Source organism: Hoeflea ulvae, from assembly GCF_026619435.1.
Taxonomy (GTDB): Bacteria; Pseudomonadota; Alphaproteobacteria; order Rhizobiales; family Rhizobiaceae; genus Hoeflea; species Hoeflea ulvae.
Genome location: NZ_JAOVZQ010000001.1, coordinates 4,783,637 through 4,810,223, shown reverse-complemented (window position 1 = coordinate 4,810,223; position 26,587 = coordinate 4,783,637). Strand labels below are relative to the sequence as shown.

Sequence of the window (26,587 nt, the reverse complement as noted above, 5' to 3'; positions counted from 1 at the left end):
AGTCGAGCGTCTGGGGAGGACGGTATGCAGTATATTCAGGTGGAGCGCCATGCGCGGGGCATTGTCCGGCTCGTGATGAATCACGCCGAGGCCCGCAATGCAATGGGTGAGGCCTTGCGTGGCGAACTTCTGAGCGTTCTTGAAGAACTGTTGCCCGACCCGAAGACCCGGGTGCTGATGATTGCATCAGCACTGAAGGATTTTTCAGTCGGCGGTGACCTTTCAAAGATGGACACGCTGTCCGACCCCAAGGTTGGCCGCCAGCGCATTGTCTCCGCCCATCGTCTGGCGCGGCTGCTGCTGGCCAATGACAAGCCGATCATTGCCGAAGTCAAGGGTCATGCCGTTGGCGCCGGAGCAGGGCTGGCTTTGATCTGCGACACCATCGTCATGGGCGAATCAGGCAGCATCGGCTTTCCGTTCTTCCGGGTCGGCCTGGTGCCGGATTTTGCCATTGCCTACACCTTGCCCAAGCGTATGGGCTTTGCCCGGGCCAGGCAGGCGCTGCTGTATGCACGCAGCTTTGCCAGCGCGGATGCCTTGCGCGAAGGCATTGCCGACGAGGTCGTCGCCGATGATGAGGTTGAGGCCAAGGCGATGGAACGGGCAAAGCAACTGGCTGCGTTTCCCGCGCACGCCATGGCGCTGACCAAGCGGATGCTTGAACATTCAGACGATCCGATGGCCGTGCTGGAATTCGAGGCGATGGCGCAACCCCTGTGCTTCAGCACCGACGATTTCCAGGAAGGCCTTGCCGCCTTCCGGGACAAGCGCAAACCGCTTTTCGATCCCGAAACCGAATAGCCGCTGGATACCAGACAGATGAACATTCCGCAGACCCTTGCAGACATGCTTGACAACAATGCGCTGAAATTTCCCGATCACACGGCCTTCGTGTTCGGTGAGCAGCGCGTCACCCATGCCGAATTCCGCACACGTGCGGCCCGGCTCGCCAGCGCCTGGCAGCGGCTGGGGCTGAAGCGGCAGGATCGTGTCGGCATTCTCAGCCAGAACCGCCTGGAGTTCCAGGAAGTCTACGGTTCCTGCGAAATGGCCGGTTTCATCACCGCGACGGTCAACTGGCGCCTGGCGATTCCGGAGATGGTCTACATCATCAATGATGGCGGAGCGAAGGTCCTGGTGTTCGAAGCGGCCTATGCGGAAACCGTCGCGGCGATGAAGGATCAGCTGACCAGCGTGGAGCATTATGTCTGCATCGGTGGTAAAACCGAAGGCGCGGCGGATTTCGAGGAGGTGCTCGCAAGCGGCGATCCCGCGGAATTGACTCTTCGTCCCAGACCCGATGATGTCGCCTATCTGATCTACACAAGTGGCACGACCGGACGTCCGAAGGGCGTGATGCTGACCCATGCCGGCCAATGCGCGGCTGCCGAGATCCTCGGCTCCGATCAGCGCATGTCCGCCGATGACCGTATTTTGATCATGATGCCGCTGTTTCATATCGGCGCCAAGGTCATCCAGCTGTCACAGCACTGGCGCGCCGGCACTGTCGTGCTGTTGCCCGGTTTTGATCGTGACGCCATTCTCGACGCCATTGAAGACGAGAAGATCACGGTCACGCACATGGCGCCGACCATGATTCAGATGTTGCTCGAATCTCCGCGCGCAGGCGCCACCGATACATCGAGCCTGCGCATGATCGTCTATGCGGCGGCGCCGATGCCGTTGCCGGTGCTCAAGCACGGGTTGAAAGTGTTCGGCCCGGTGTTCCAGCAACAGTTCGGCCAGACCGAAGGGCTCGGGACCACATTGCTGGCGCATCAGCACAAGCCCGATGGCAATGCGCGCGATCTGGAAATCCTGACATCGGTCGGCCAGGCGTCACCGCGCGTTGGATTGCGCATTGTCGACGATGCCGGCATCGATCTGCCGCCGGGTGAGGTGGGCGAGATCCTGTTGACCAGCCCGGCAGTCATGAAGGGCTACTGGAACAATACAGCCGCCACCATCGATACGCTGCGTGACGGCTGGGTGCATACCGGCGATGTCGGCAAGGTCGACCACGAGGGCTTTCTCTACCTGGTGGACCGCAAGAAGGACATGATCATTTCTGGCGGCGAGAACATCTATTCGCGCGAAGTCGAGGAAGCGGTGGTCCACAACGATCTGGTTTCCGAAGCTGCGGTGATCGGCGTTCGCGACGACAAGTGGGGCGAGGCGGTGATGGCGATCGTGGTGCTCAAACCGGGTGCACAGATCACTGCCGAGGACCTGATCGACTACTGCAAGACCAGGATCGCCAGCTACAAGAAGCCGCGTCACGTCACATTTGTCGATGAGATCGTCAAGCTCCCAAGCGGCAAGGTCGACAAGGTTCGGCTGCGGCAACTCTACGGTCAGATTTAAGTTCAACGGGCACGACCGCTTCGGCGGGCGGAGGAGGATTACAATGCTGGAAATGTTCTCGCTAAAGGGCAAGGTGGCCGTGATCACCGGCGCCAGCCGCGGATTGGGGCGCACCATGGCCAGGGGACTGGCTGCTGCAGGCGCGCATGTGGTGCTGATTGCCCGCGACACGGCGAAGCTGGAGTCGCTCAGTGTCGAGATTGCAGCCGATGGCGGGACGTCAACCGTTCTGCCGATAGATCTGGCCGACGAGGATTCCATCCGCACGAATATCCGGTCGCTCGCCGATACGCTGGGCCGCGTCGACATCTGCGTCAACAACGCCGGAATCATCAACTGGCAGCCGGTTCTCGACAGCGATCTGGAGGATTTCGATCGCACGATGGACACCAATGTGAAGGCGAGCTTCGTGATGGCGCAGGAATGCGCCGCCCTGATGCGCAAGGGGGGCGAAGGCGGCCGGATCATCAATATCGGCTCGGTTCTGTCCACCGTCGGCCGGGCCAAGCTTCATGCCTATTGCGCCAGCAAGTCGGCAATTGTCGGCCTGACCCGGTCGTTGGCCGCTGAACTTGGCCGCGAGAACATCACCGCCAATGTGATTGCTCCGGGATATTTTGTCACCGACATCAATGCCGCCGTCACCGGCCGCGAAGGCTACACGGAAGCGGTCTCCGGCGTGACGCCGATGGAGCGCTGGGGCAACCCGGACGAATTGGTCGGAACATTGATCTATCTGGCATCGAGCGCATCGAGCTTCGTCACCGGCCAGGTCATCCATGTCGATGGCGGCATTTCCTCGTCCTTCAAATTCCAGCTTGCTGCCTGAGGAGCCCGATCATGAGCAACAGATTTTCTCTTGAAGGCCAGGTCGCGGTGGTGACTGGTTCATCCCGCGGCCTCGGCTTCGAAATGGCCCGGGCCATCGCCGAATCGGGCGCGAAGGTCTACATGACCGCGCGTGGCGTCGAGCAGCTTGAAAGGTCGGCGGCGATCCTGCGCTCGGAAGGGCATGATGTCGAAACCCGTGCATTCGATCTCGCCGATACCGATGCCTGCGTTGCGGCCGTTCGCGACATCGGCAAGGCCGAGGGACGGCTTGATATTCTCGTCAACAATGCCGGCATCAATGCCTGGGAACCCCTGGCCGAGGCGACCACGGCCACCTGGGACCGGGTGATGGGCACCAATGTGCGGGCAACCTATGTGCTGTGCCGGGAGGCGGCCCGCCTGATGGCTGACCGCGGCTACGGACGCATCGTCAATGTCGGCTCGGCGCTCGCCGTGGTCGGACGGGAAAATGTGACCTCTTATGTGGCCAGCAAGCATGGCGTTGCGGGCCTGACCCGCGCGCTGGCGGCTGAGCTGGGCGGCAAGGGTGTGACTTGCAACATGATGGCGCCGGGCTATTTCCTGACCGAGATCAACGACACCATTCTCGCCCGTCCGGGCTATGAGAAGGGCGTCTCCAGCCGGATTCCGCTGGGCCGCTGGGGTGACCCGGAAGAAGCGGGTGGCGTGGTCGCCTTCATGGTGTCGAAGGCTTCAAGCTACATGAACGGTCACGTGCTCATGGTCGATGGCGGCCTGACCGAAACCTTTGTCATGCCAGTTGACGCGTAAGGAACAAACATGAATTCCAAGATCGAAGTCGCAATCGTCACCGGCGCCGGTCAGGGCATCGGCCTGGCAACCGTCAACCGCCTGCTCGAAGACGGGTTTCATGTGGTCATGGTCGATCGCCAGGCGGAGCCGCTTGCGACCGCGGCCGCCGGCCTGAAGGCGGCAGGGGGCTCGGTCGAGCATCATGCCCTGTCGATCACGGATCGCGCCGCAGTGGCCGCCCTGGTGGCCGGATTGCCCCGTCTCGACGTTGTGGTCAACAATGCTGCGGTGTTCTGGGACGGCAAATTCGACACGACCAGTGAAGACGACTTCCGCAAGATGTACGACGTCAATGTCATCGGCACCTTCATTGTCATGCAGGAGGCAATCAAGCGGATGAGCCGTGGCGGACGGATCATCAATGTGGCGTCACGGGCCTATCTGGCCGGATATGCGCATGCCGCCTACGGAACATCGAAGGCCGGTGTTATCGGCCTGACGCGGAGTTCGGCGATTGACCTGGCCGAGCGCGGCATTCTGGTCAATGCGGTTGCGCCGGGTCTCATCGAGACCGAGATGTTCCGCTCATTGACGCCCGAGCGCCAGCAGGAGCTCATCGCCAAGCAGCCGACCAAGGCGCTCGGCCAGCCCGAGGACATTGCCAATGGCATCGCCTTCTTCGCCAATCCCCGCACGCAGAACGTCACCGGCCAGATCATGACGCTGGATGGCGGACGCTCGATGGGCATCTCGCTCTACTGACCAGCATCCCTTGAGACGCAGACAAAACAAAGGCGTCGCTTTGACAGCGTCGCCTTTGTTGCGCTTGGGAGGCGCGTCCTGATGGCTGCGTGAGCGGTTCAGGCGATTTCGTCGGTATCGACACCGAGATAGAGTTTCTGGATATCGTCATTCTTGCCGAGGTCGCTGGTGGTGCCCTCGAGCGCCACACGGCCGGTTTCGAGTACATAGCCGTAGCTTGCATATTTGAGCGCAATGCTCGCATTCTGCTCGACCAGCAGCATGGACACCTTCTTTTCCCGGTTGATGCGGGCAATGATCTCGAAAATGTCCTTAACGATCAGCGGCGCGAGACCGAGCGAAGGCTCATCGAGCAGAATGATCTTCGGATCGGCGACCAGCGCCCTGCCGATGGCGAGCATCTGCTGTTCGCCGCCGGACAGGAAGCCTGCCGGCTGATGTCGCCGCTGCGACAGGATCGGGAAGAAGGTATAAACCTCGTCAAAGGCCTCCTTCCGCGATCGCGGGCTGCGCTGCGCGAAGGTGGATGCGACGAGGTTTTCCTCCACCGTCATGTCGGTGAAGACATGGCGGCCCTCGCGGACATGGAAGGTGCCGCGCCGCACGATGGTGTGCGGCGCGAGCTTGGCGATGTTGTCGCCTCCGATGCGGATGGAGCCGCTGGTGACGCGGCCGTTCTCAAGCGGAAGGAATCCGGAGATTGCCTTGAGAGTGGTCGTCTTGCCGGCGCCATTGGCACCAAGCAATGCGACGATGCTGCCTTCCGGCACCTGCAGGCTGATGCCCGCAAGCGCCTGGATGACGCCCTGATAGACAACTTCAAGATTCTGGATTTCGAGAGCAGCCGCCATGGTTCAGTTGACCTTCATCCAGTCGGTGACCGGAACAGGAGCCCAGTTTCCGTCGACCTTACCCCAGCGAATGACCTGGCCCAGGCCAACCTGCTGACCGGTCATGGTCACCGGTGCGCCGACCATTCCGCCGGTGTCCCAGTCCTTGATGCTGGCCATGGCCGCGGCAAGGTTCACGCCGGTGGTTTCCTTGCCCTCGTCAATGACCATTTCAAAGGCCTTGGTGGCCATCATGGCGTTCATCCATGCATCGAGGAAGCCCAGGCGGACGAAGCCGCTGAAGTTGGGGTCACGTGCCTCATGGATGTCGGTGATGACCTTCATCATCTCGCCATCGCTGGTCTTCGAGTTCACGTTGAACACGTTGATGCCGACAAGTCCTTCGGCGATGTCAGTCAGCTCGAGCACCTTCTCGTATTCGTTCTGCCACATCGATCCCATGAACTCGGTGTCGTCCATGCCGTAATCGCGAACCAGGCGAATGACTTCCGGCCAGACCGCGAAGGAATAGCCATGGACAAGAACGTGGGTGGGTTGTGCCTGGCGGATGGCAAGCGCGAAGGCGCTGACATCGGTTTCAACAAACTTGGTCTGCTGAACCAGGACCACTTCAATGCCGTGCTTTTCAGCGCGCGCCTTGGCCTGCTCGATGCCGTCGCGGCCAAGCGAGATGCTCGAATGCATGATCGCCAGCTTGGCGTCCTTGCCGGCTGATTGGGCAACATAGTCGACCAGCAGTTCGAGCTGGTTGCCATAGGTGGCGCCGGCGACGAAGTAGAACGGATAGTTTTCCTTGTCAGCCAGTTCGGAGGCGAATGAACCGCCGCCGGTGAGGATCTTCTGCGTGGCGTTGTTCTCGGGCGAAATCGCCTGGATCATCGTGGTGGAATCGCCGAAGACATAATCGACCCGTCCACCGGCCAGTGCCTTCTTGTAGGTCGCAACGGCCACATCCGGCTTGAAGGTGGTGTCGTGGATCTGCAGATCGATCTGACGGCCGCGGATGCCGCCATTGCTGTTCTTCCATTCGACATAGGACTTGAAGCCGTCGCCCTGCGGGATGCCGCCATAGGAGGCCGGTCCGGTCAGGTCGACATGAACGCTCCAGTTGATCGTGTCTTCAGCAGCAGCTGCTTGGCCGATGCCGCCCGCTGCACCTGTCATCATCACGGCGGCAGCCGCGGCGACTAGAAAATTGCGTCTTTTCTGCATGGTTTCCTCCACTTTCGCGACCTGATGATCGCTGTTTCACTCCCGTTCCGGCTGTTTTCTGACAGCCGAAGGCCGTTACTGCGCCGCGTTGCGTTGCAGGTATTTCTGGCGGATCCGTGCCCAGATGTGGGCGATGCCGCGTGGTTCGAAAATAAGAAAGGCAACCATCAGGAAGCCGAAGATCGTCTCGCGCAGCGGCACGAGGAAGCTGGCGGTGTCGATGGCAAGCAGATCGCCGACGCCGAGGACGCTCTGGCTGAGCGCTTCGGGCATCAGGGTCATGAACAGGGCCCCGAGAATGGCGCCCAGCGTCGATCCCATGCCACCGATGATCACCGCCGACAGGAAGAAGACCGATTGCATCAGGCCGAACTGCTCGGGATTGACGGTGTGGTTGAAATAGACCAGCAGGCCGCCCGCGACGCCGGCATAGAAGGAGCCGAGCGCAAAGGAAACCAGCTTGTACCAGACGATCTCGACACCGAGCACTTCGGCGGTGAGGTCGCGCTCGCGGATGGCGATGAAGGCGCGGCCGACGCGCGACTTGATGACATTGACCGCAAACAGGGTCGACAGCACCGCCACGAACAGGATCAGGTAAAACATCCGCTCTTCGGTGTTGAGCGCAATGCCGAAGACTTCGGGCGGCGTCACGGTAAGGCCGACATCCCCATTGGTGACGCTTTCCCAGTGGATGAACACGAATTGCAATATGAACTGCGCGGCAAGGGTGGCGATGACCAGATAGAGGCCGCGGATACGCAGGGAGGGCAGGCCGAAGCCGATGCCGATGACGGCCGCCGCAAGGCCGGCCAGCGGCAGGGTTATATAGACCGGCAGTCCGAGATGGATCTGCAACAGCGCGGTCGTATAGGCGCCGACACCGAGAAACGCCGCATGGCCGAGCGACAGAAGGCCGGTATAGCCCATCATGATGTTGAGGCCATGGGTGGCAATCACATTGATGCCGAAGATGCAGGCGAAATAGATCCAGTAGCGCGGCGCGATGAATGGCAGCACCAGAAGCAGTGCCAAGAACGTCGCGTTCCAGTACAGGCCGCGGCTGGCGGACGGGCGGGACGCGGGTGCGGTGGTTGCGGTTGAATGTGCCATCAGATGCGCTCGACTTCTTTGCCGCCAAACAGACCGGTGGGACGGAACAGCAACACCAGCAGGACGAGAATGTAAGGGGTGATTTCGCGGAATTCGGTGCCCAGGAACAGGCCTGTGACCGCCTCGAGCCAGCCGATGATCAGGCCTGCGACCAGAACGCCGCCGATCGAGTTCATGCCGCCCAGAATGACCACCGACAAGACATTGAGCGCGACAACGCCCAGATGCGGGGTCAGCGAATTCACATTGGCCATCAGGATGCCGCTGATGCCGCCGGTGATGGCGGCGATGCCCCAGGCAAAGGCCACGATCTTGCGCACGTCGATGCCCATGGAATAGGCCGTGATCTGGTCAGCGGCAGCAGCCCGCAATGCCACGCCGGCGCGGGAATAGCGCAGGAAGGTGATCAGGCTGAGAACGATGATGACGGCGATGGCGAAGGCCCGCGCGGTCTTGCCCGGGATGAACAGCTCGCCGATCCACACCGGATCACGGGCCAGGATTGCCGGGATCTGCAATTCGTTGGCGCCCCAGATCATGGCCATGATGCCGCGCATGATCGAGCCGATGCCGAAGGTAACCATGACGATGGCGATGTAGGGACGTCCGGCCATTGGACGCAGCGCAAAGCGCTCGATGACCAGTGCCACCAGCACGGAGCCGACCAGCGCCGCGATCAGGCCCAGATAGATGCCGAAGGAGAAGGTGACGGCGGCCGTATAGAACATGTAGGCCGACATCGTCATCATTTCACCGGCGGCGAAATTGAAGGTCTGTGACGATTTGAAGATCACCACGATGCCGAGCGCAATGAGCGCGTAGACGCCGCCTGCTGCTATTCCGACTGCTGAGTATTCGAGAAAATATGCCATGTTCGCGTCCCTATTCCGCCGCTTCCGATGAGGCTGTGTCCTCATCCCCGACGCCGAGATAGGCGTTGATGACTTCCGGATTGGTTCTGATTTCCTCGGGCGTGCCCGATGCGATCGGCTTGCCGAAGGAGAGCACGACCACCTTGTCGGAAATCTCCATGACCATGCTCATGTCATGCTCGATCAGCAGCACCGTGGTCTGCCAGTTGCGGCGGACATCGAGAACGAAGCGGCTCATTTCGCGCTTCTCTTCCCGGTTCATGCCGGCCACGGGTTCGTCGAGAAGCAGGATCTTGGGCTTCATCACCAGCGCACGGGCCAGCTCGACCCGTTTCTGCAGGCCGTAGGAAAGGTCTTCCACCGGCGTGTGGGCGACATGGTCGAGCTCGAGCAGGCCGATGATGTCCTTTTCGATCTCGTGGCCGAGATCGCGTTCCTCGCGCCGGGTCATCGGTAACCGGAACCCGGCCGACAGGACGCCGCTCTTGAGCTTGGTGTGGGCGCCAAGCTTGACGTTGTCGAGCACGTTCATGCCGTGGAAAAGGGCAATGTTCTGGAAGGTCCTGGACATGCCGCAATAGGCGCGGGCCGCCGGCTTGAGGCCGGAGATGTCCTGGCCGTCAAGCACCACCTTGCCCTTCTGCGGCTTGTAGAAACCGGAAATGACATTGAAGAGGCTGGTCTTGCCGGCGCCATTGGGGCCGATGACCGCGGTGATTTCCTGGGCCTCGGCGTGGACACTCACACCACTAAGCGCATTCACGCCGCCGAAGGAAAGCTGGATGTCGTCAACATGCAACATGGTCAGACGCCCGCCGCTGTTTGACGGAATCCGGACCGGTCCTGTTCAGAAAATAATCTCATTCGTTCCTCCAGCATCCCCGTCTCCCAGATCGGGGCATTTGAAAACTCTAACAGTTGTTCGAAAAAATGTCATCACCCTTTGTCGCGATAGCTCTAACTTTGTTCAACTACCTGTAAAGCTTGGCTTATTCTTGTTGACGAAGGCGGTCATGGCAGCGCGTTTGTCATCTGTTTCGAACAGCAGATAGGCCGCGCGGCGCTCCAGCATGAGCGCTGTCTCTAGGTTGGTTTCCATCCCTGCGAGCAGCACCTGTTTGATTTCAGCCACAGCGAGCGGAGGCATTGCGGCAATGGTGCCGGCCACCGACAGCGCTTCGGCCACGGCGCCGTCGCCGTCCACGACCTTGCTGACAAGGCCGGCCGCAAAGGCCTCCTGCGCAGTGAGCGTGCCGGCGGTCAGGAGCATCAGCATGGCCCTGTATTTGCCGATCGCGCGCGCCAGTCTCTGGGTGCCGCCGGCACCGGGCATGATGCCCAGGCGCACTTCCGGCTGACCAAAAATTGCCGCCTCGCCGGCAATGATGATGTCGGCATGCATGGCGAGCTCGCAACCGCCCCCCAGCGCATAGCCGTCAACGGCGGCAATCACCGGCTTGGGGCAGTTGCGGATGGCCGCCCAGTTCTTCTCGTCATTGCGCGCCATCATCTCGGCTGCGCCGATGTCGACCATGCCCTTGATGTCGGCGCCGGCGGCAAAGGCACGCATGTCACCGGTGATAACTATTGCGCGGATGGAGGAATCTTCAGAGAGCCGATTGAACTGATCGCGGAGTTCGACGCGCAGTTCCGTGCTCAGCGCATTGCGCGCTTCCGGCCGATTGAGTCTGAGCAGTGCCACATGCTCGGCAGGGTATTCCACGATAACAGGTTTCATCGGATCCTCGGGGCCCGGCAAATAGGGCTTTACGAAATTAAATTCTAACGATAGTTAGATTATATAGAGGGATCGCTCCACGTCAAACGGCAATTGCCGATCGTGTGGCCCTTGCTTGACCGGTCATGTATGCCGGACAGATCACCCATGCTGCAGGAGTTTGCTTGATGTCACTGAACCCGAAAAGACTGAGACGCTGCCAACTGGCTGTTCCCGGCAGCAGCGACAAGATGATGACCAAGGCTGCATCGCTGGATGTGGATCACATCTTTCTTGATCTCGAGGACGCGGTAGCACCCGCTGCCAAGGTTCCCGCGCGGGCCCAGATCGTCAAGGCGCTCAACACGCTGGACTGGGGCGCAAGCGTGCGCTGCGTGCGCATCAATGATCTTGATACCCACTATGCCTATGAGGACATCATCGAGGTGGTCGAAGGCGCAGGCGCCAATCTTGACACGATCCTGGTTCCGAAGGTGAAATCGGCCTGTGACGTGCGTTTCGTCGAGCGGTTGCTGACGCAGATCGAAGGCAAGCTCGGGCTGACCCGCAAGATCGGCATCGAGGTGCTGATCGAGGAAGCCGAGGCGATCATGCGGGTCGAGGAGATCGCCGGCGCGTCCGAACGGCTCGAGGCGCTGGTCTTCGGCATGGGCGACTATTCAGCCTCGCAGGGGATCGATCCGCGCGCGGTGTCCGGAGACACGGGCTATCCCGGCGACATCTGGCATTATGCCCGCTACAAGGTGATCGTCGCCGCGCGCAGCTTCGGCATCGACGCCGTCGACGGGCCGTTCGTCAATTTCCGCGACGGCGACTATTTCCGGACCGAATGCAGGCGCGCCAAGCAACTCGGCGCAGTCGGCAAATGGGCGATCCACCCGAGCCAGGTCAGCATTGCGCAGGAGGTCTTCAGCCCCACCCAGGACGAGGTCGACAAGGCCTACCAGGCGGTCTCCGCCTATCGGGACGCACAGGCGCAGGGCCTGGGTGCGATCCAGGTCGACGGCCAGATGGTGGATGTTGCGACGGTTCGCCTGGTGCAAGGCGTCATCGATCAGGCTGAAGCCATCGGCATGAAGCCCTCTGCTGCCACGTAGGACGTCGAGGTTTCCAGATCAATCGGGACGGCCGCTTGCCCGGTTGTCTACCAGCCCGGGTACGGCGGGATCCAGACAGGTGTTACAGCGATGACAAAAGCATCCAGAGGCAATTTCTTCGAGGACTTCCGTCCCGGAATGGAAATCTCCCATGCCGTCCCACGGACTGTGACGACGGGAGATGTGTCGCTCTACAGCGCCTTGCACGGCATGCGCTTTCCGGTCCAGTCCTCAGACGCATTTGCCCAAAGCTGCGGGTTGCGCCAGGCGCCAATCGACAATCTTTTGCTGTTTCATGTGATTTTCGGCAAGACGGTGCCGGATGTCTCGCTCAATGCGGTGGCCAATCTGGGCTATGCGGAGTGCAGGTTTCTGGCCCCGGCCTGGCCGGGGGACAGTTTTCACGCACGCAGCGAAGTCATCGGTGTTCGCGAAAATTCCAATGGCAGCACCGGCATCGTCTATGTCCGGTCGACCGGCTACAATCAGCACGACGATGCGGTGCTCAGCTTTGTCCGCTGGGTGATGGTCAACAAGCGGGACAAAGCGTCTCCTGCCCCTCAGGGCGTTGTTCCGCAACTGGCGGACATTGTGCCGGGTGATGAGCTTGTGGTGCCCGCGTCGCTCGATTTCTCAGGCTATGACCGGCGTCTGGCGGGCAGCACGGACGGCTTCGATGATTACAAAATCGGCGAGAAAATCGACCACATCGACGGCATGACCATTGAGGAAGCCGAGCACCAGATCGCCACGCGTCTCTACCAGAACACGGCGAAGGGTCACTTCGACGCGGTGTTGCAACAGTCGAGCCGCTTTGGTCGCCGGATTGTCTATGGTGGTCACGTGATGAATCTGGCGCGGTCGCTGTCCTTCAACGGGTTGGCCAATGCCGCCTTTGTGGCTGCCATCAATGGCGGCCGCCACGTCAACCCGGCCGCTTCCGGCGACACGGTCTATTGCTGGTCGGAAGTGCTGGACAAGCATGTGGTGGCCGGGCGCACCGATGTCGGCGCTCTCAGGGTGAGGACGGTGGCGACGAAGGATGTTTCATGCGCAGGCTTCCCGGACCCTCAGATGGAGGAGGCAGCCTCGGTGCTGCTGGATCTCGACTACTGGGTGCTGATGCCGCGGTTTGGCGAGAGCGGACGGGGTGACGGACAATGAACGCCTTGCCGGACGCATTGCGGTTTCCCTACGAAAAGGCACCGGCCCCGGGCGAGGTGACAAAGGTTGCCGACGGACTCCTGTGGGCCTGTCTGCCGCTGCCGTTCCGGCTCAATCACGTCAATGTCTGGCTGCTGGAGAATGAGGACGGCTGGACCGTCATCGACACCGGATGCGTGACACCACAGATCAAGAAATGCTGGGAGAAGCTGCTTGCAGATCCGATGCGGGGCGAGCCGGTCCGCACGCTCATCGCAACCCATGGCCATGTCGATCATATCGGCCTTGCGGGCTGGCTGGTCGACCGCTTCGGGTCCGAGTTCGTCGGCACTTTCGGCGAGTGGGTCTGGGCGCGGCTGAGCCACACCCGTGATGTTCCCGGTTCGAACACCGAGCATCACCGGTTCATGCGCGGACACGGATTTGATGATGCGGGAGCCGAGCTGATGCTGACCAGCCGCCACCGTTTCATAGACATGTCATCGACCATTCCGGGTGCGATCACGGAAATCCGCGACGGCGAAATCATTCGCTTTGGGCGGCGCGACTGGCGCGTGATCGTGACCCGCGGCCATGCGTTCGAACACGCGTCGTTTTACTGTGAACGGGACAATATCCTCATCGCCGGCGACCATCTCCTGCCAAAGATCACGCCGGTGATCGCCGTCTACGAGATGCTGCCCCATGCCGACCCGCTTGGCGACTATCTCGACTCCTTTGCCCAGTTCGCCGACATCCCCGAGGATGTTCTGGTGTTGCCGTCGCATGGCCGGCCCTATTATGGTGTTCACACGCGGATCCGGCAATTGCAGGAACACCATACCGAACGGCTGGATGCCACCATCACCCATCTGCGCAAACCGCAACATGCGCTCGCGCTTTCAAAAACCATGTTTCCACATGTGGAAGGGCCGGAGAATGTCGGCTTCGCCCTGGGCGAGGTTCTGGCCCACATCAACTATCTCGTGCACGACGGCGTTGTCGGCGCCGTCAGCGACGAGCACGGCCACGTGATCTATGAGAGCCTGGCCTGATTGCGTTTCCGATTTGTCAAACAAGACTGGACTTTTCATGCAGCCTTCCGTCCGTCCCCGCCGTTCCGTCCTTTATGTGCCTGCCGCAAATGCCAAGGCCATGGCGAAATCCGCGACGCTTGCCTGCGACGCCATCGTCTATGATCTCGAGGACGCGGTCGCGCCCGGTGCCAAGCCCGGCGCGCGCGACGCGCTGAAGGCGCATTTTTCGGCAAACCCGGGCGCTGCACAACAGCGCGTCATCCGCGTCAATGCCGCAGCTACGGAATGGGGCGCCGAGGATTTTGAGGCTGCGATGGAGTGCCGGCCGGATGCGATCCTGCTGCCCAAGGTCGAGCAAGCGCAGGACATTCTGGATGCAGCCGCAGCGCTGGATCGTCAGGGACTGGAAGGCGTGCATATCTGGGCAATGGTCGAAACCCCGCTCGGCATCGTCAATATCGCCGAGATCGCCCGGCTGGGCCGCCGGCCGGACGCGCGGCTGTCGTGCTTCGTGATCGGTTCCAACGATCTTGCCAAGGAAACAGGCGTGCCGCTTCCCGCCGGCCGGTCGACATTGCTGCACTGGCTGCTGCAGGTCGTCATCCATGCCCGGGCTTTCGGGCTGGATGTTGTGGATGGCGTCTATAATGATTTTCGTGACCAGGCCGGTTTCGAGGCGGAATGCCGGGAGGGCGCGGTGCTGGGCTTTGATGGCAAGACCCTGATCCACCCGTCGCAGATCGCCTTTGCCAACCAGGCGTTTTCGCCGTCGGCTGAGGAAATCGCCGAGGCCGAGCGCATCGTCTGTGCCTTTGCCGAGCCCGAAAATGCCAACAGGGGCGTTATTGCGCTCGAGGGCAAGATGGTCGAGCGGCTGCACCTCGAGATTGCCCGCAAAACGCTTGCGAAAGCCGGGTCACCCCAGGCGTGAGGGGCGGACTGGTCCAGTGACAGGTCAGTGATAATCGAGCTTGGGAGTGCCGCGATGAATGTGCGTTTTGATTTCAGTGGAAAGACCGTGCTGGTCACCGGGGCGGCGTCGGGAATCGGCCGCGCTACGGTGGAGGCGCTGGTGAAGGCGGGTGCCGCAGTAGGCATTGCCGATATCCAGGGCGACGAGGCTGATGCTTTCGCCGAGACCATTCGCGGGCAGGGCGGTGCGGCGATCGGGCTGACGCTGGACGTGCGCGACGCTGCCGCCACCGAGCGCGCCGTGGAGATGCTGGAAGACGAGCTGGGTCCGATCTTCGGCCTTGTCACCGCTGCCGGGCTGTCGCGGCCGGCCCCGGCCGAGAGCATGAGCGAAGCCAGCTGGGATCTGGTGATGGATACCAATCTCAAGGGCATGTTCCTGTCCTGCCAGTCCGCCGGGCGCCGCATGCTGGCCCACGGCGCAGGCGCCATCGTCAATATTGGCTCCGTCAATTCGCTGGGCGGTTTTGCCGGACGGTCGAATTACTGTTCCTCGAAATTCGGCGTGGCGGGGCTGACCGACGTCCTGGCGATCGAATGGGGCCGGCGCGGCATAAGGGTCAATGCGGTCGCGCCGAACGGAGTCGACACACCACTGGTACGGCAGGGGATTCCGCCAAGCTTTGTCACCGAGGTGCTGGATGACCGGACGCCGATGGGGCGGATGGCGTTGCCCGGGGAAATAGCCTCAACCGTGTTGTTCCTGCTCTCCGATGCGGCCTCCTATGTCACCGGCAGCATGCTGCGGGTGGATGGAGGACTGTGCTCGGGCTTTTACACCCATCGCCAGGGTGCGGATCTGGCCTCCGCAGCGCTTCTGCGCGATGGCGTCTACAGCGAATGAGATGCCCCAGGATTTGACTGCGAGCTCTGATTGACAGAAGTCTGAAATCTAACTATCGTTCGAAAATCTTGTGGAGGAGGTATCTATGATCAACAATCTTACACGTCGCAATGTCATCAAATCGCTTGGAGCGTTCGGAGCAGCCGGTGCGCTGGGTAGCCTGGCGCGACCATCACGCGCGGACGGAAATCCCATCCGGCTGGGGCTGATTGCGCCTTTGAGCGGATCACAGGAAGTGATCGGACGATACCAGTTGGCAGGCGCCACAATCGCGGTCAACCAGATCAACCAGGCCGGCGGCGTCATGGGGCGGCCGCTTGAACTTGTAACCCGCGACGACAAGGTGGCACCCGCCGCCGGTGTTGCTGCGGCCAAGGATCTCTCCGGCAATGGCGTGAACCTGATGCTCGGTGTCCTGTCGAGTGGCGTGGCACTTGCCATTTCGCCGACGCTGCAGGCCGACAATTCCGTGCTGGTGGTGTCGGCGGCTTCGGCCAACGAGCTCACCCACGAGCAGTTCTCGCCAAATTTCTTCCGGACCTGCGACCATGCCTATTCGCGTCAGCGGGCGCTGGCCAAGCTGGTGGCGGAGGATTCCTCCGACGTCGCAGACTGGATGATGATTAGCCCGCAGACGGCGATCAGCCAGTCCAATTGGGATTCCTTTGTCGACGGAATGAGCGAATTCTATCAGGCCGCCAACAAGCCACTGGAGATCGGCGACCCGATCTGGACCAAATATGGCGCGACCGACTACAAGAACGAGATCGTGCAGCTGATGCGCAGCTCCGCCAAGGGTCTGTATTGCGGCGTCTATGGCGGCGATGCCGTGACCATGTTCAGCCAGGCCGCGGCCTATGGTCTGACCAAGAAGTTCGACGTGATGGTTGATCCGGGCAGCGAGTTCATCATTGCCCAGGCCATGGGCAAGAACACGCCCGAGGGGCTCTGGTCCGGGTTCCACTGGTATTACGGCGCCTATGAAGGCCATAAGATCAATGATGATCTCTATGCGGCCTATGTCAAGGAAACCGGCGACCAGCATCCCGCAGGCTATATGGGCGAGGCCCATGCCTCGGTGCTGGCCTATGCCAGCGCCATCCAGAAAGCCGGCAGCACCGACACCGAAAAGGTGATAGCCGCGCTTGAGGATCTCGAATTCGACACCTGCAAGGGCATGCGCAAGATCCGCAAGGAAGATCACCAGGCCATCTGCGATCTCAACCTGGTCCAGTTCGGTCCCGACGACAGCGAACAGGGCTGGAAAGTGACCGATTACCGGGTCATCAAGGACGACGGTCTGAGCGAACCGGCAGCTCCCGGCCAGCCGATCGAGTTCAACTTCAAGAAGGGCTGAGGGCAAGCGTCCTTCATCCTGCATGATCTGGCGGACGACCCGCGAAGCCTCGGTTTCGCGGGTCCATAATCGGGTGATTTCAATTGCTGACCTATGTACTCAGTCCCGTGTTCAACGGCCTGTTCTCGGCCATGGTGATATTTCTCTTCGCCACCGGGCTGACGCTGATCTTCGGCATCCTGCGGGTCCTGAATTTCGCCCATGGCGGGTTCTTCATGATCGGCGCCTATGTCGCCTTTTCGCTGGTTTCGCTGTTTGGCTCGACGGAGTCGATGCTGTCCTACCTGCTGGTCAGCGTGGCGTCCGGACTGGTGCTCGGCGGCATCGGCCTGTTGGTCGAGCGCTTTGTGTTCAGGCCCTTGCAAAAGGTCGATGAAGCCTATTCGCTGATTGCCACCTATGCCCTTCTGCTGCTCACCGAAGGGGCCGTGAAGGCGATATGGGGCGTGTCGTTTCACAGTGCCGCCGCACCCTCGGCGCTGGCCGGCATCTACATTGTCGGCGACCTGTTCATGCCGACCTATGCGATCTTCATCATCCTGCTCGGCATCGCCTGCTACGTCTTTCTCGAATGGGTGCTGCAGCACACCGAAACCGGCAAGCTGACCCAGTCGATTGCCAGCGATCCGTGGATGGCGCAGATGCTTGGCGTCAATGTTCCCCGGTTCTACACCTGGATCGTTGTTTTCGGGTTCTTTCTTGCCGGCATCGCCGGCGGCCTGCTGCTGCCCAACCAGACCATTTCGCCCAATCTCGCAAGCACCTTCGTGGTGCAGGCCTTTGGTGTTCTCATCGTCGGCGGTATGGGCAATATCCGCGGGACCTTTCTTGCCGCGATCCTGCTCTGCGTCATCGACTCCTTCGGATCGGTCTATTTCTCGGAAGTGCCCGGCATGTTCTTCTACATCGCGATGGTGGTCATGTTGCTGTTGCGGCCCGAGGGTCTGGTCAGGGGAGCACGGCTATGAAACAGCGCTTTGAAACCACACTCGTCCGGGACCTCGGTATCGGCGCCGCCTTTCTGGCGGTGATGCTGGCGCTGCCTTCGGTGGCGGACAAGGGCATCGTCTTTGTTGCCGGCACCCTGGCGCTGCACATCATCTTCGGATTGAGCTGGAACCTGATGTTCGGCCGCACCGGGCTGGTCAGTTTCGGTCACGCCTCCTTCTTCGCCATCGGCGGCTATTGCTATGCGCTGCTGGCCAGAACCTGGCCCGACCTGCACCCCTTTGTCACGCTGTCCTCAGCCGCATTGTTCGGCGCGCTGGTGGCGTTGCTGGTCGGCATCATTGCCTTGCGCCGCTCGCTGGGTGTCTATTTCGCCATCCTCAGCCTGGCGCTTGCCCAGATCGTCTATCTGTTCCTGTCCTATATTCCCGAACTGGGCCGCGAGGACGGTTTCACCGGCATCCAGCGTCCAGAGCTCGGCCTTGGTTTTGTCTCCATCGACCTCGCCCAGGGTGACAATTACTATTATTTCATGGTGCTGGTCTGCGCCCTTTTGGGCAGCCTCATCTGGTGGGTCATCCACGGGCCGGTAGGCCGGCGCTTCAAGAGCATCGAGCAGGACCCGGTCCGGGCCGAGTTCCTCGGCATCAATGTCTTTGCCAACCGGCTGGCCTCCTTCGTCATCGCATCGACGGTGACTGCGCTCGTGGGCGCCTTGTATGGTCCGTGGCTGCAATTGCTGACGCCTGAAGTGGCGCACTGGTCGTTCTCCGCCCGTCCTATTCTCTACGCCCTGCTTGGTGGTGTGCAGAGTTTCTGGGGGCCGGTCGTCGGCGCCATCGGGTTCTCGATCCTCGAATATGGAACACGGACCATGCATGGCCTGTCGGAGATCGTCATCGGCGCGACCCTGCTGGTGGTGGTGCTGTTGCTTCCCGGCGGCATTCTCGGTGGCCTGGCACGGCTCAAGACCAGGCTGTCTGCAAAGCGGCCGGACAAGCCAACAGAGGAGCCGGCGGAATGACCACAGCACCCGCAACTGCAAGGCCGATCCTCGAGGCCGGGGACATCGTCAAGGACTACCCCTCGGTCAAGGTCCTCAAGCAGGTCAACCTGTCGGTCATGGAGGGCGACACGCTGGCCGTGATCGGCCCGAACGGCGCCGGGAAAACCACCTTGTTCAAGGTGCTCAGCGGCGAGGTCTTCGCCGGCAGCGGCGCCGTGATCTACAATGGCCGGGACATCACCCGGATGCCGGCCTGGCGCCGCGTCCGCATGGGGTTCGGACGCTCCTTCCAGGTCGCAAGCGTGTTTCTGGACCTGACCGCGGCGGAGAATGTGCTCGTTGCCGTCGAGGCCTATCTGGCCCAGAAGCCGGCGGGTTCCGGACCCGGATTCCGCTGCCGCCCGGCCGCAGATGTCCGCGACCTCGTCGAAGAGATCCTGGTCGAGGTCGATCTGGCCGGCAAGGGGTCGCACGAGGCGCGGTTCCTGTCACACGGGGACAAGAAGCGGCTTGAACTGGCAATGAGCCTGGCGCTGCGGCCGCGCATACTCTTGCTGGATGAGCCGACTGCCGGCATGGCTCCGGCAGACCGTCAAGCATCGATCGAGCTCATTGCAGCGGTCAAGCAGCGTCACGGCATGACGGTGGTGCTCACCGAACATGACATGGATGTCGTCTTCGGCCTGGCCTCGCGTGTTGTCGTTCTTCACCACGGCGAACTCATTGCCGCGGGAACTCCGGACGAGGTGCGCGAGAACCCGATGGTGCGTGAAGTCTATCTTGGAGCGGAGACCCATTATGCTTGAAGCCGGACCGCTCAATCTTTTCTACGGTGACAGCCACATCATCCAGGACGTCAAAATCTCGGTGGCCGATGGCGAAGGTGTCGCCATTCTCGGACGCAACGGCGCCGGCAAGACGACGCTGTTCAAGGGGATCATGAATGGCGGGCCCAAGGCAGAAGGGCCGATCACGCTGCGCGGCGAGGATGTCACCGGACTACCCGCCTTTGCGCGCGCCCGCCGCGGCCTTGGCCTGGTGCCCGAAGACCGGCGGATTTACCGCCATCTGACGGTCGCCGAGAATATCAAGATGGGCCGTCACGCAACGCGTCCGGGCACAGAGCCCTATACGCTGGAGGAGATCTTCGGTTTCTTTCCGATGCTGCGCGATCTCCAGGACCGGCTCGGCTTCGAACTCAGCGGCGGCCAGCAGCAGGTTCTTGCTATCGCGCGTTCGGTGTTTTCACGCCCGGACTGCCTGTTGCTGGACGAGCCGACGGAGGGCGTGGCGCCTGTGATCGTGCAGGACATTGCCCGCCAGCTTGCGGCGATGCGCAAGAACAACGGCACAACGCTGCTGCTGACCGAACAGAATGTCTGGTTCGCCCGCGCCTGTACCGAACGGCTCTATCTGCTCGACAGCGGGCGGATCGTGTTCTCGGGTGACTGGGCCGAGTTCGACGCCAATCCCGACCTCAAGACGCGCTATCTGGCGGTGTGATGTTTTCGCCCGGACGGGCGCGCATCAGGCGTGACGCGGGTCTTTCGGGATGCGGGTAGCCATACAGAAGTTGCCCGGGGCCCGGCCGTCTGCAGCAGTTCTATTCCGCGGTTTCCCTGGACGGCGTTTTCGGTGCCGCTCCTGTCAGCCAGGCCAGCACCGACGCTTTCTTGTTCTTCATGTGCTCAATTAGGACCTGGCTCAACTGCTTGCCATCGCGGGCTTCGAGCGACTGGATGATCTGCTCATGCTCGCTGACAGCGTCGGCCCAGCGTTTTTCCGACATGTTGGCGACATAGCGGGCCCTTTGCATGCGCGCGGAAAGGGCCCGGCAGGCATTGGTCAGGGTGTGGTTTCTGGCAGCCACCAGGATGGCGCCGTGGATCTCCTGATTGGTCTTGAAATAATCGGCCAGATTCCGGTCTCTATAGCTCTGCATCATCTGGTCATGCAGCCGGCGGACATGGCTGATCTCTGCGTCGGTGATGTAGGCGCAGGCCAGTTCCCCGGACAAGGCTTCGAGAACTCCGAGAACCGGAAACACCTCTTCCACTTCTTCAACCGTGACCACGGTCACCCATGCGCCGCGATTGGGTTCCAGCCGCACCAGGCCTTCGGATGCCAGCACCTTGAGGGCCTCGCGCATTGGCGTGCGTGACACGCCGAAACGCTCACATAATTCTCTTTCGGGCACCTTGTCGCCGGGCAGCAATTGGCTTTCGACGATCAGAGGCCGGATGCGCTCCACCAGTTCGAGGTGAAGGGACTTTCGTTCAATCACATTGCTATCGGTCATTGCACTCATTTGGTCTCAGGCATCCTGTTTCAGCACCATGTCCAGAAGGCGGGCGACATGCAACGGCTTGCGGTCGGTATTGTCGCTTATCTGATGCCTGCAGGAAGTGCCATCTGCAACAATGATCGCATCAGAATCTGCGGCGCGCACCGCCGGAAGCAGGTCCAGCTCGCCCATTTGCAGGGATATCGCATGCGTGTCAGTTCCATAGCCGAACGCACCGGCCATGCCGCAGCAACTGGTTTCGATCTTTTCGACCGGCGTATCGGGCAGCATTGCCAGCACCTTCTCGATGCTGGACATCACATTCATTGCCTTCTGGTGGCAATGGCCGTGCAGGACGATCTTCGCCTGCGGCGATTTCAATGGCAGATGGAAGGCGGTATTTTCGGACTGGTTGGCGATGAATTCCTCGAACATGACGGCGTGTTTTGCAATCAGGGCTGTCGGCTTGCCGGGCAGGAGGGCGGGGATCTCGTCACGCAGGGTCAAAAGGCAACTCGGTTCAAGGCCGATGATCGGCAGGCCTTTTTCCGCATAGGGCAGGAGTGCCTCGACCAGTCGCTGTGCCTCTTCTTTCGCCTTGTCGACCAGCCCGACGGACAGGAATGTGCGCCCGCAACACAAGGGCCGTCCGCCGTCGGCCGCCTTGACCACATCCAGCGACACGCCGGCCGCCTGCAGAACACGGATCGCCGCGCGCAGGTTTTCAGGCTCGAAATACCGGTTGAAACTGTCGACAAACAGCACCGCTTGCGGTGCAGGACTATCCTGGAGCTCGCTGTCCCTGAAGGGGTTTGCGCTCCATTGCGGCAGTGCGCGTTGTGCGGTGAAGCCGGTGAGCTTTTCCGACAGTCTTGCCAGGCCGGGGATGCGGTCCCGCAGGTTCATCAGGAAGGGAGCCTTGGAAGCCCAGACGGCATAGCGCGGCAGAAAACCGACCAGCCTGTCGTGAAGACCGAGCCCGTTCTTTTTTGCCCGTGCAGACAGCACCTCGATCTTCATGCGGGCCATGTCGACGCCGGTGGGGCACTCGCTCTTGCAGCCCTTGCAGGAAACGCAGAGCTTCATGGTGTCGGCCATCTCGTCAGAGGCGAAGGCATTTGCGCCGAGCTGACCCGAGATTGCCAGGCGCAGCGTGTTGGCGCGGCCGCGGGTCAGGTCCTTTTCCTTGCGGGTGACGCGGAAGGACGGGCACATGACCCCGCCCTTGAGCTTGCGGCAGGCGCCATTGTTGTTGCACATCTCGATGGCGCCCTGGAAACCGCCGCCGCTGCCGGTCCATTCGGACCAGTCGAGCTCGGTCTGCATTTCCGGCACCGAATAATCCGGCGGATAGCGGAACAGCCGCCGGTCATCCATCTTTGGCGGGGACACGATCTTGCCCGGATTGAACAGGCCGCCGGGATCAAAGCGCTGCTTGACCTCGCCGAAATTCGCCACCATCCGCGCACCGAACATCTTCTCGTGGAATTCGGAGCGGACGATGCCGTCGCCATGTTCGCCCGAATGGGAGCCCTTGTAGCGTGCTACCAGGTCAAAACATTCCTCGGCCACGGCGCGCATGGTCCTGACGTCCTGGTCGAGCCTGAGATTGAGAACCGGGCGGACATGCAGGCAGCCGACAGAGGCGTGGGCGTACCAGGTTCCCCTGGTGCCGTGTTTTTCGAAGATGTCCGTCAGTCCTGCCGTGTATTCCGCGAGGTCGGGCAGCTCGACGGCGCAATCCTCGACGAAGGAGACCGGTTTTCCGTCTGTCTTCATCGACATCATGATGTTGAGCCCGGATTTGCGCAGCTCGGCGATCTGGTTTTGCAGAACAGGGTCGGTGACCGAGGTCACGCCGCCCCATTGTTTGCCCGTTCCCGACCAGGCGAATCCGAGATCCCCCATCATCTCCTCCAACTGACACAGCTTGACCGCGTTGTCGGCCTGATCCTCCTCGATGAATTCGACCAGCAGGAGTGCCGCCGGGTCGCCGGTGACAAAATTCTCGATGGTGCGGCGGAACATCGGAATGTCACGCGCCAGCGCGATCATGGTCGAATCCACCAGCTCCACGCCCTGCGGCATCAGGGTGACCAGATGCTGCGCCGCATCCATGGCCTGATAGAATGTCGGGAAGTGGCAGACACCGATCGCCTTGCCTGAAATCAGCGGCGAGAGCTTCAGCTCGATCGCGGTCGAATAGGCGAGCGTTCCCTCCGAGCCGACCAGCAGATGGGCCAGGTTGTTGGGGGCCGCGCCGGGGACCAGGGCATCGATATTGTAGCCGCCGACGCGGCGCATCACATTTGGAAAACGCGCATCGATTTCCGCGGCTTCCCGGGCGCCGAGCGCCAGAAGATCCGCCGAGAGCGCTTTGTAGGCCGCGGACTGGCCGCTGCTGTCCGGCCCGAAATGGTGCTTGCTGCCATCGGCCATGACGGCTTCGATCGACAGCACATTGTCGCGCATCATGCCGTAGCGGAGGGATTTCCCGCCGCATGAATTGTTGGCCGCCATGCCGCCGATGGTGGCCCGTGAGGCGGTGGACACATCGACAGGAAACCAGAGGCCATGCTGCTTGAGTGCGCGGTTGAGCTCATCGAGAACGATGCCGGGGCGAACCACACAGCGCATGTTGTCGACGTCGAGTTCCAGGATGTCGTTGAAATACTGGGTGTTGTCGAGAACCAGCGCCTCGTTGACGGTCTGGCCGCATTGCGAGGTTCCGCCGCCCTCGGCGAGGACCGGCACGGCCTGTTCGCGGGCAATGTCGATGGCGGCGTGGATGTCGTCTTCGGATCTGGGCGAGAGAATCCCGAGCGGCATCATCTGGTAAAACGAGGCATCGGTTGCGTAACGGCCGCGGGAAAACCGGTCGAACATGATGTCGCCCTGGACACGCTTGGAAAGGGTTTGAGCAAGATTCGACACGTGATCCACCTGGCCAGAAAATACGGAAACGAGAATTTTGTTGACTTAATTATGAATTCAAAATGTAATCTACACAACGACAAAGATGCTGCATGACGCCGGTCGGACCAAAAAGACCGGGTGAGACGCGGACGAAATCCCGGGGGGATCATGAGACAGACAGGACATCACTTCTTGCAGATACCAGGACCGAGCTCGGTGCCTGGACGCATCCTGCGGGCGATCTCGGCGCAGACCATCGATCATCGCGGACCGGATTTTGCCAAGGTCGGGATGCAGGCGCTGACCGGTCTGAAGACAATCTTCAAGACGGAGCAGAATGTCTTCATCTATCCGTCCTCGGGCACCGGCGCCTGGGAAGCGGCGCTGGTCAACACGCTGTCGCCGGGTGACCGGGTGCTGATGTTCGAGACCGGTCATTTCGCCACCCTGTGGAAAAAGATCGCCGAGCAGCTGAAGCTGAAAGCCGAATTCATCGAAAGTGACTGGCGCGGCGGCGCCGATCCCGACCAGATCGAAGCCTATCTGGCGGAAGACACTGCCCATGAGATCAAGGCCGTCTGTGTGGTGCACAACGAGACGTCGACCGGATCGGTCTCGCCAATTGCCGCCATTCGCAAGGCGATCGACAATGCGGGGCACCCGGCGCTGCTGATGGTGGATACGATTTCCGGCCTTGCCTCGCTCGACTACAATCATGACGAATGGGGTGTCGATGTCACCGTGTCGGGATCGCAGAAGGGGCTGATGCTGCCGCCCGGGCTGTCGTTCAACGCGGTCAGCGAAAAGGCAATGGCCGCCAACAAGACGGCGGGCCTGCAGCGCTCCTACTGGGACTGGGCCGACATGGTCGGCCCCAACAAGACCGGATACTTTCCCTATACGCCAAGCACCAACCTTCTCTACGGCCTCAATGAAGCGATCGAGATGCTGCATGAGGAGGGGCTCGAGAACGTGTTTTCACGGCATCAGCGCCACGGACGGGCGGCGCGCGCGGCGGTCCGGGGCTGGGGGCTCGAGGTGCTGTGTTCAAAACAGGGCCAGGAAAGCGGCGTGCTGACGGCCGTTCTCATGCCCGAAGGGCACAGCGCCGATCAGTTCCGGGCAACGACCCTGAAACATTTCAACATGTCGCTGGGCAATGGCCTGTCCAAGGTCGCTGACCAGGTGTTCCGGATCGGCCATCTGGGCGACTTCAACGACCTGATGCTGGTGGCCACTCTGGCCGGTGTGGAGATGGGCCTGAAACAGGCCGGCGTTCCCCATAGAGACGGGGGTGTAAGTGCTGCAATGGAATTGCTTGGCGTGGATAGGACAAGCGTTGCGGCGGAGTAAAAATCACTGAATCGAAACAGTCTACTGGGAGGAAGACCAATGAAATTTATCGCAAGAATGCTTGCAACAACCGCAGCCCTCGGCATCGCAGGCAGCGCTTTCGCTGCTGACATGACCATGAAATTCGGGCATGTCGGTGCGCCGGGATCATTGTTTGAAGCCAGCGTCAACAATTTTGCGGAATGTGTGAACTCGACAAGCGACGGCAAGGTCGAGGTTCAGACCTTCGGTTCCTCGCAGCTCGGCAAGGACAAGGAGCTGCTGCAGAAGCTCAAGCTCGGCCAGGTCGACTTTGCCCTGCCATCCTCGGTGATGTCGTCGGTTGATGATGTGTTCGGCATTTTCGAGATGCCCTACATCATTTCGGACCGTGACCACATGCGCCGGGTCCAGGGGGAGATGATGGACAAGTTCCAGTCGGCCGCCGAGGCCAAGGGCTATCACATCGTCGGTCTTGCCGAAAACGGCTTCCGTCACATCACCAACAACACCCGTCCCATCAACGTTCCTTCCGATCTTGAAGGGATCAAGCTGCGCACCCCGAACGGTGTCTGGCGTGTCTCGATGTTCAAGCTCTACGGCGCCAATCCGACGCCGATGGCATTTTCCGACGTCTTCACTGCCTTGCAGACAGGCGTGATGGATGGCCAGGAAAATCCTTACGCGCAGATCGCTTCTGCAAAATTCCAGGAAGTGCAGAAATATCTGTCGATCACGGGCCACGTCTACACCCCGGCCTATATTCTCGCATCGCAGAAGAGCTTCTCGAAACTGCCTGAGGATGTGCAGGCGATGCTGACCGATTGCGCAAGCAAGACCCAGGATTTCACCTATGAGAAGGCGGCCCAGCTCGAAACCGAGCTGCTCGACGTCATCAAGGCGGCAGGCGTCGAGGTCAACGAGGCTGACAAGGCGGCGTTCATCGAGGCCTCCAAGCCGATTTACGAGGCCTTCGCGAAAGAGGTTGATAGCGGTCAGGAGATGATCGACCAGGTTCTCAGCCTTGCCAGCGGCAGCTGAGATTTCATCGGGCAACAGGTCTGAGGCCTGTTGCCCGCTCATCTGACACTGCCGTCACGTGGTGGTCAGCCTTGTCTGACCACTGCGGAA

The 26,587-nt window shown here is 61.0% G+C and carries 25 protein-coding genes; 17 read left to right on the top strand and 8 right to left on the bottom strand.

All coding sequences use genetic code 11. From position 1 onward, the window contains the following. Positions 1–24 precede the first annotated feature (24 nt). From OEG82_RS22810 to OEG82_RS22790, 5 genes are read left to right on the top strand one after another with little or no spacing between them, the layout of a single operon-like run. A complete protein-coding gene (locus OEG82_RS22810) occupies positions 25–804 on the top strand; it encodes an enoyl-CoA hydratase/isomerase family protein (protein ID WP_267614648.1) in 780 nt (259 codons plus the stop codon). Between the two features lie 18 nt (positions 805–822). After that, positions 823–2,367, top strand: coding sequence for a long-chain-fatty-acid--CoA ligase (locus OEG82_RS22805; RefSeq protein WP_267614647.1), 1,545 nt, complete (start codon positions 823–825; stop codon positions 2,365–2,367). 43 nt (positions 2,368–2,410) lie between these two features. Next, a complete protein-coding gene (locus tag OEG82_RS22800; protein WP_267614645.1) occupies positions 2,411–3,196 on the top strand; it encodes an SDR family NAD(P)-dependent oxidoreductase in 786 nt (261 codons plus the stop codon). A gap of 11 nt (positions 3,197–3,207) precedes the next feature. After that, positions 3,208–3,990 (top strand): SDR family NAD(P)-dependent oxidoreductase, encoded by a 783-nt coding sequence (locus OEG82_RS22795; RefSeq protein WP_267614644.1) that lies wholly within the window; start codon positions 3,208–3,210, stop codon positions 3,988–3,990. Positions 3,991–3,999: 9 nt separating this feature from the next. Continuing rightward, positions 4,000–4,734, top strand: a complete 735-nt coding sequence (locus OEG82_RS22790) for an SDR family NAD(P)-dependent oxidoreductase (RefSeq protein ID WP_267614643.1) — start codon at positions 4,000–4,002, stop codon at positions 4,732–4,734. Positions 4,735–4,832: 98 nt separating this feature from the next. Here the strand turns inward: OEG82_RS22790 and OEG82_RS22785 are convergent, their stop codons facing one another. The 6 genes from OEG82_RS22785 to OEG82_RS22760 form a co-directional block, all read right to left on the bottom strand. Next, positions 4,833–5,585 (bottom strand): ABC transporter ATP-binding protein, encoded by a 753-nt coding sequence (locus OEG82_RS22785; protein ID WP_267614642.1) that lies wholly within the window; start codon positions 5,583–5,585, stop codon positions 4,833–4,835. A 3-nt stretch (positions 5,586–5,588) separates the two neighbouring features. Then, entirely contained in the window at positions 5,589–6,797 is a 1,209-nt protein-coding gene (locus OEG82_RS22780) for an ABC transporter substrate-binding protein (protein WP_267614641.1), read from the bottom strand. A 75-nt stretch (positions 6,798–6,872) separates the two neighbouring features. Continuing rightward, entirely contained in the window at positions 6,873–7,910 is a 1,038-nt protein-coding gene (locus tag OEG82_RS22775; protein WP_267614640.1) for a branched-chain amino acid ABC transporter permease, read from the bottom strand. Next, on the bottom strand, positions 7,910–8,782 hold the full coding sequence (locus OEG82_RS22770) for a branched-chain amino acid ABC transporter permease (protein WP_267614639.1): 873 nt from the start codon (positions 8,780–8,782) through the stop codon (positions 7,910–7,912). The genes OEG82_RS22775 and OEG82_RS22770 overlap by 1 nt, the downstream gene beginning before the upstream one ends. A gap of 10 nt (positions 8,783–8,792) precedes the next feature. Beyond that, positions 8,793–9,584 carry an ABC transporter ATP-binding protein gene (locus tag OEG82_RS22765; RefSeq protein ID WP_267614638.1) on the bottom strand — a complete coding sequence of 264 codons (792 nt, stop codon included), beginning with the start codon at positions 9,582–9,584 and terminating at the stop codon, positions 8,793–8,795. Positions 9,585–9,749: 165 nt separating this feature from the next. Then, on the bottom strand, positions 9,750–10,520 hold the full coding sequence (locus OEG82_RS22760; protein ID WP_267614637.1) for an enoyl-CoA hydratase-related protein: 771 nt from the start codon (positions 10,518–10,520) through the stop codon (positions 9,750–9,752). A gap of 167 nt (positions 10,521–10,687) precedes the next feature. On the opposite strand from OEG82_RS22760, the gene OEG82_RS22755 reads away from it, so the two are divergent. The 10 genes from OEG82_RS22755 to OEG82_RS22710 all read left to right on the top strand — a co-directional run bounded on the left by OEG82_RS22755 (position 10,688) and on the right by OEG82_RS22710 (position 20,427). Then, the gene (locus OEG82_RS22755) at positions 10,688–11,617 is read left to right on the top strand and encodes an HpcH/HpaI aldolase/citrate lyase family protein (RefSeq protein ID WP_267614636.1); all 930 of its coding nucleotides are present in this window, start codon (positions 10,688–10,690) and stop codon (positions 11,615–11,617) included. A 90-nt stretch (positions 11,618–11,707) separates the two neighbouring features. Beyond that, the gene (locus OEG82_RS22750) at positions 11,708–12,781 is read left to right on the top strand and encodes a MaoC family dehydratase (protein ID WP_267614635.1); all 1,074 of its coding nucleotides are present in this window, start codon (positions 11,708–11,710) and stop codon (positions 12,779–12,781) included. Continuing rightward, positions 12,778–13,815: an MBL fold metallo-hydrolase gene (locus tag OEG82_RS22745; RefSeq protein ID WP_267614634.1), complete on the top strand. Its 1,038-nt coding sequence runs from the start codon at positions 12,778–12,780 to the stop codon at positions 13,813–13,815. Before OEG82_RS22750 ends, OEG82_RS22745 begins: the two co-directional genes overlap by 4 nt. Before the next feature lie 37 nt (positions 13,816–13,852). Then, entirely contained in the window at positions 13,853–14,728 is an 876-nt protein-coding gene (locus OEG82_RS22740) for an HpcH/HpaI aldolase/citrate lyase family protein (RefSeq protein WP_267614633.1), read from the top strand. A gap of 54 nt (positions 14,729–14,782) precedes the next feature. Next, positions 14,783–15,613, top strand: a complete 831-nt coding sequence (locus OEG82_RS22735) for an SDR family NAD(P)-dependent oxidoreductase (RefSeq protein ID WP_267614632.1) — start codon at positions 14,783–14,785, stop codon at positions 15,611–15,613. Positions 15,614–15,698: 85 nt separating this feature from the next. Beyond that, positions 15,699–16,970 (top strand): ABC transporter substrate-binding protein, encoded by a 1,272-nt coding sequence (locus OEG82_RS22730; protein ID WP_267614631.1) that lies wholly within the window; start codon positions 15,699–15,701, stop codon positions 16,968–16,970. 83 nt (positions 16,971–17,053) lie between these two features. After that, the gene (locus OEG82_RS22725; RefSeq protein ID WP_267614630.1) at positions 17,054–17,938 is read left to right on the top strand and encodes a branched-chain amino acid ABC transporter permease; all 885 of its coding nucleotides are present in this window, start codon (positions 17,054–17,056) and stop codon (positions 17,936–17,938) included. After that, positions 17,935–18,942 carry a branched-chain amino acid ABC transporter permease gene (locus OEG82_RS22720; RefSeq protein WP_267614629.1) on the top strand — a complete coding sequence of 336 codons (1,008 nt, stop codon included), beginning with the start codon at positions 17,935–17,937 and terminating at the stop codon, positions 18,940–18,942. The genes OEG82_RS22725 and OEG82_RS22720 overlap by 4 nt, the downstream gene beginning before the upstream one ends. After that, a complete protein-coding gene (locus OEG82_RS22715; RefSeq protein ID WP_267614628.1) occupies positions 18,939–19,730 on the top strand; it encodes an ABC transporter ATP-binding protein in 792 nt (263 codons plus the stop codon). Before OEG82_RS22720 ends, OEG82_RS22715 begins: the two co-directional genes overlap by 4 nt. Beyond that, positions 19,723–20,427, top strand: a complete 705-nt coding sequence (locus tag OEG82_RS22710; protein WP_267614627.1) for an ABC transporter ATP-binding protein — start codon at positions 19,723–19,725, stop codon at positions 20,425–20,427. Before OEG82_RS22715 ends, OEG82_RS22710 begins: the two co-directional genes overlap by 8 nt. A gap of 100 nt (positions 20,428–20,527) precedes the next feature. On the opposite strand, the gene OEG82_RS22705 is transcribed toward OEG82_RS22710, so the two are convergent. Next, positions 20,528–21,223 (bottom strand): GntR family transcriptional regulator, encoded by a 696-nt coding sequence (locus OEG82_RS22705; protein WP_267614626.1) that lies wholly within the window; start codon positions 21,221–21,223, stop codon positions 20,528–20,530. Positions 21,224–21,238: 15 nt separating this feature from the next. Next, positions 21,239–24,094 carry an FAD-binding and (Fe-S)-binding domain-containing protein gene (locus OEG82_RS22700; protein WP_267615051.1) on the bottom strand — a complete coding sequence of 952 codons (2,856 nt, stop codon included), beginning with the start codon at positions 24,092–24,094 and terminating at the stop codon, positions 21,239–21,241. Positions 24,095–24,289: 195 nt separating this feature from the next. Here OEG82_RS22700 and OEG82_RS22695 point away from each other — a divergent pair, with 195 nt between their 5' ends. Beyond that, on the top strand, positions 24,290–25,477 hold the full coding sequence (locus OEG82_RS22695) for a pyridoxal-phosphate-dependent aminotransferase family protein (RefSeq protein WP_267615050.1): 1,188 nt from the start codon (positions 24,290–24,292) through the stop codon (positions 25,475–25,477). Between the two features lie 39 nt (positions 25,478–25,516). Next, the gene (locus OEG82_RS22690; protein ID WP_267614625.1) at positions 25,517–26,497 is read left to right on the top strand and encodes a TRAP transporter substrate-binding protein; all 981 of its coding nucleotides are present in this window, start codon (positions 25,517–25,519) and stop codon (positions 26,495–26,497) included. Positions 26,498–26,587: the final 90 nt, after the last annotated feature.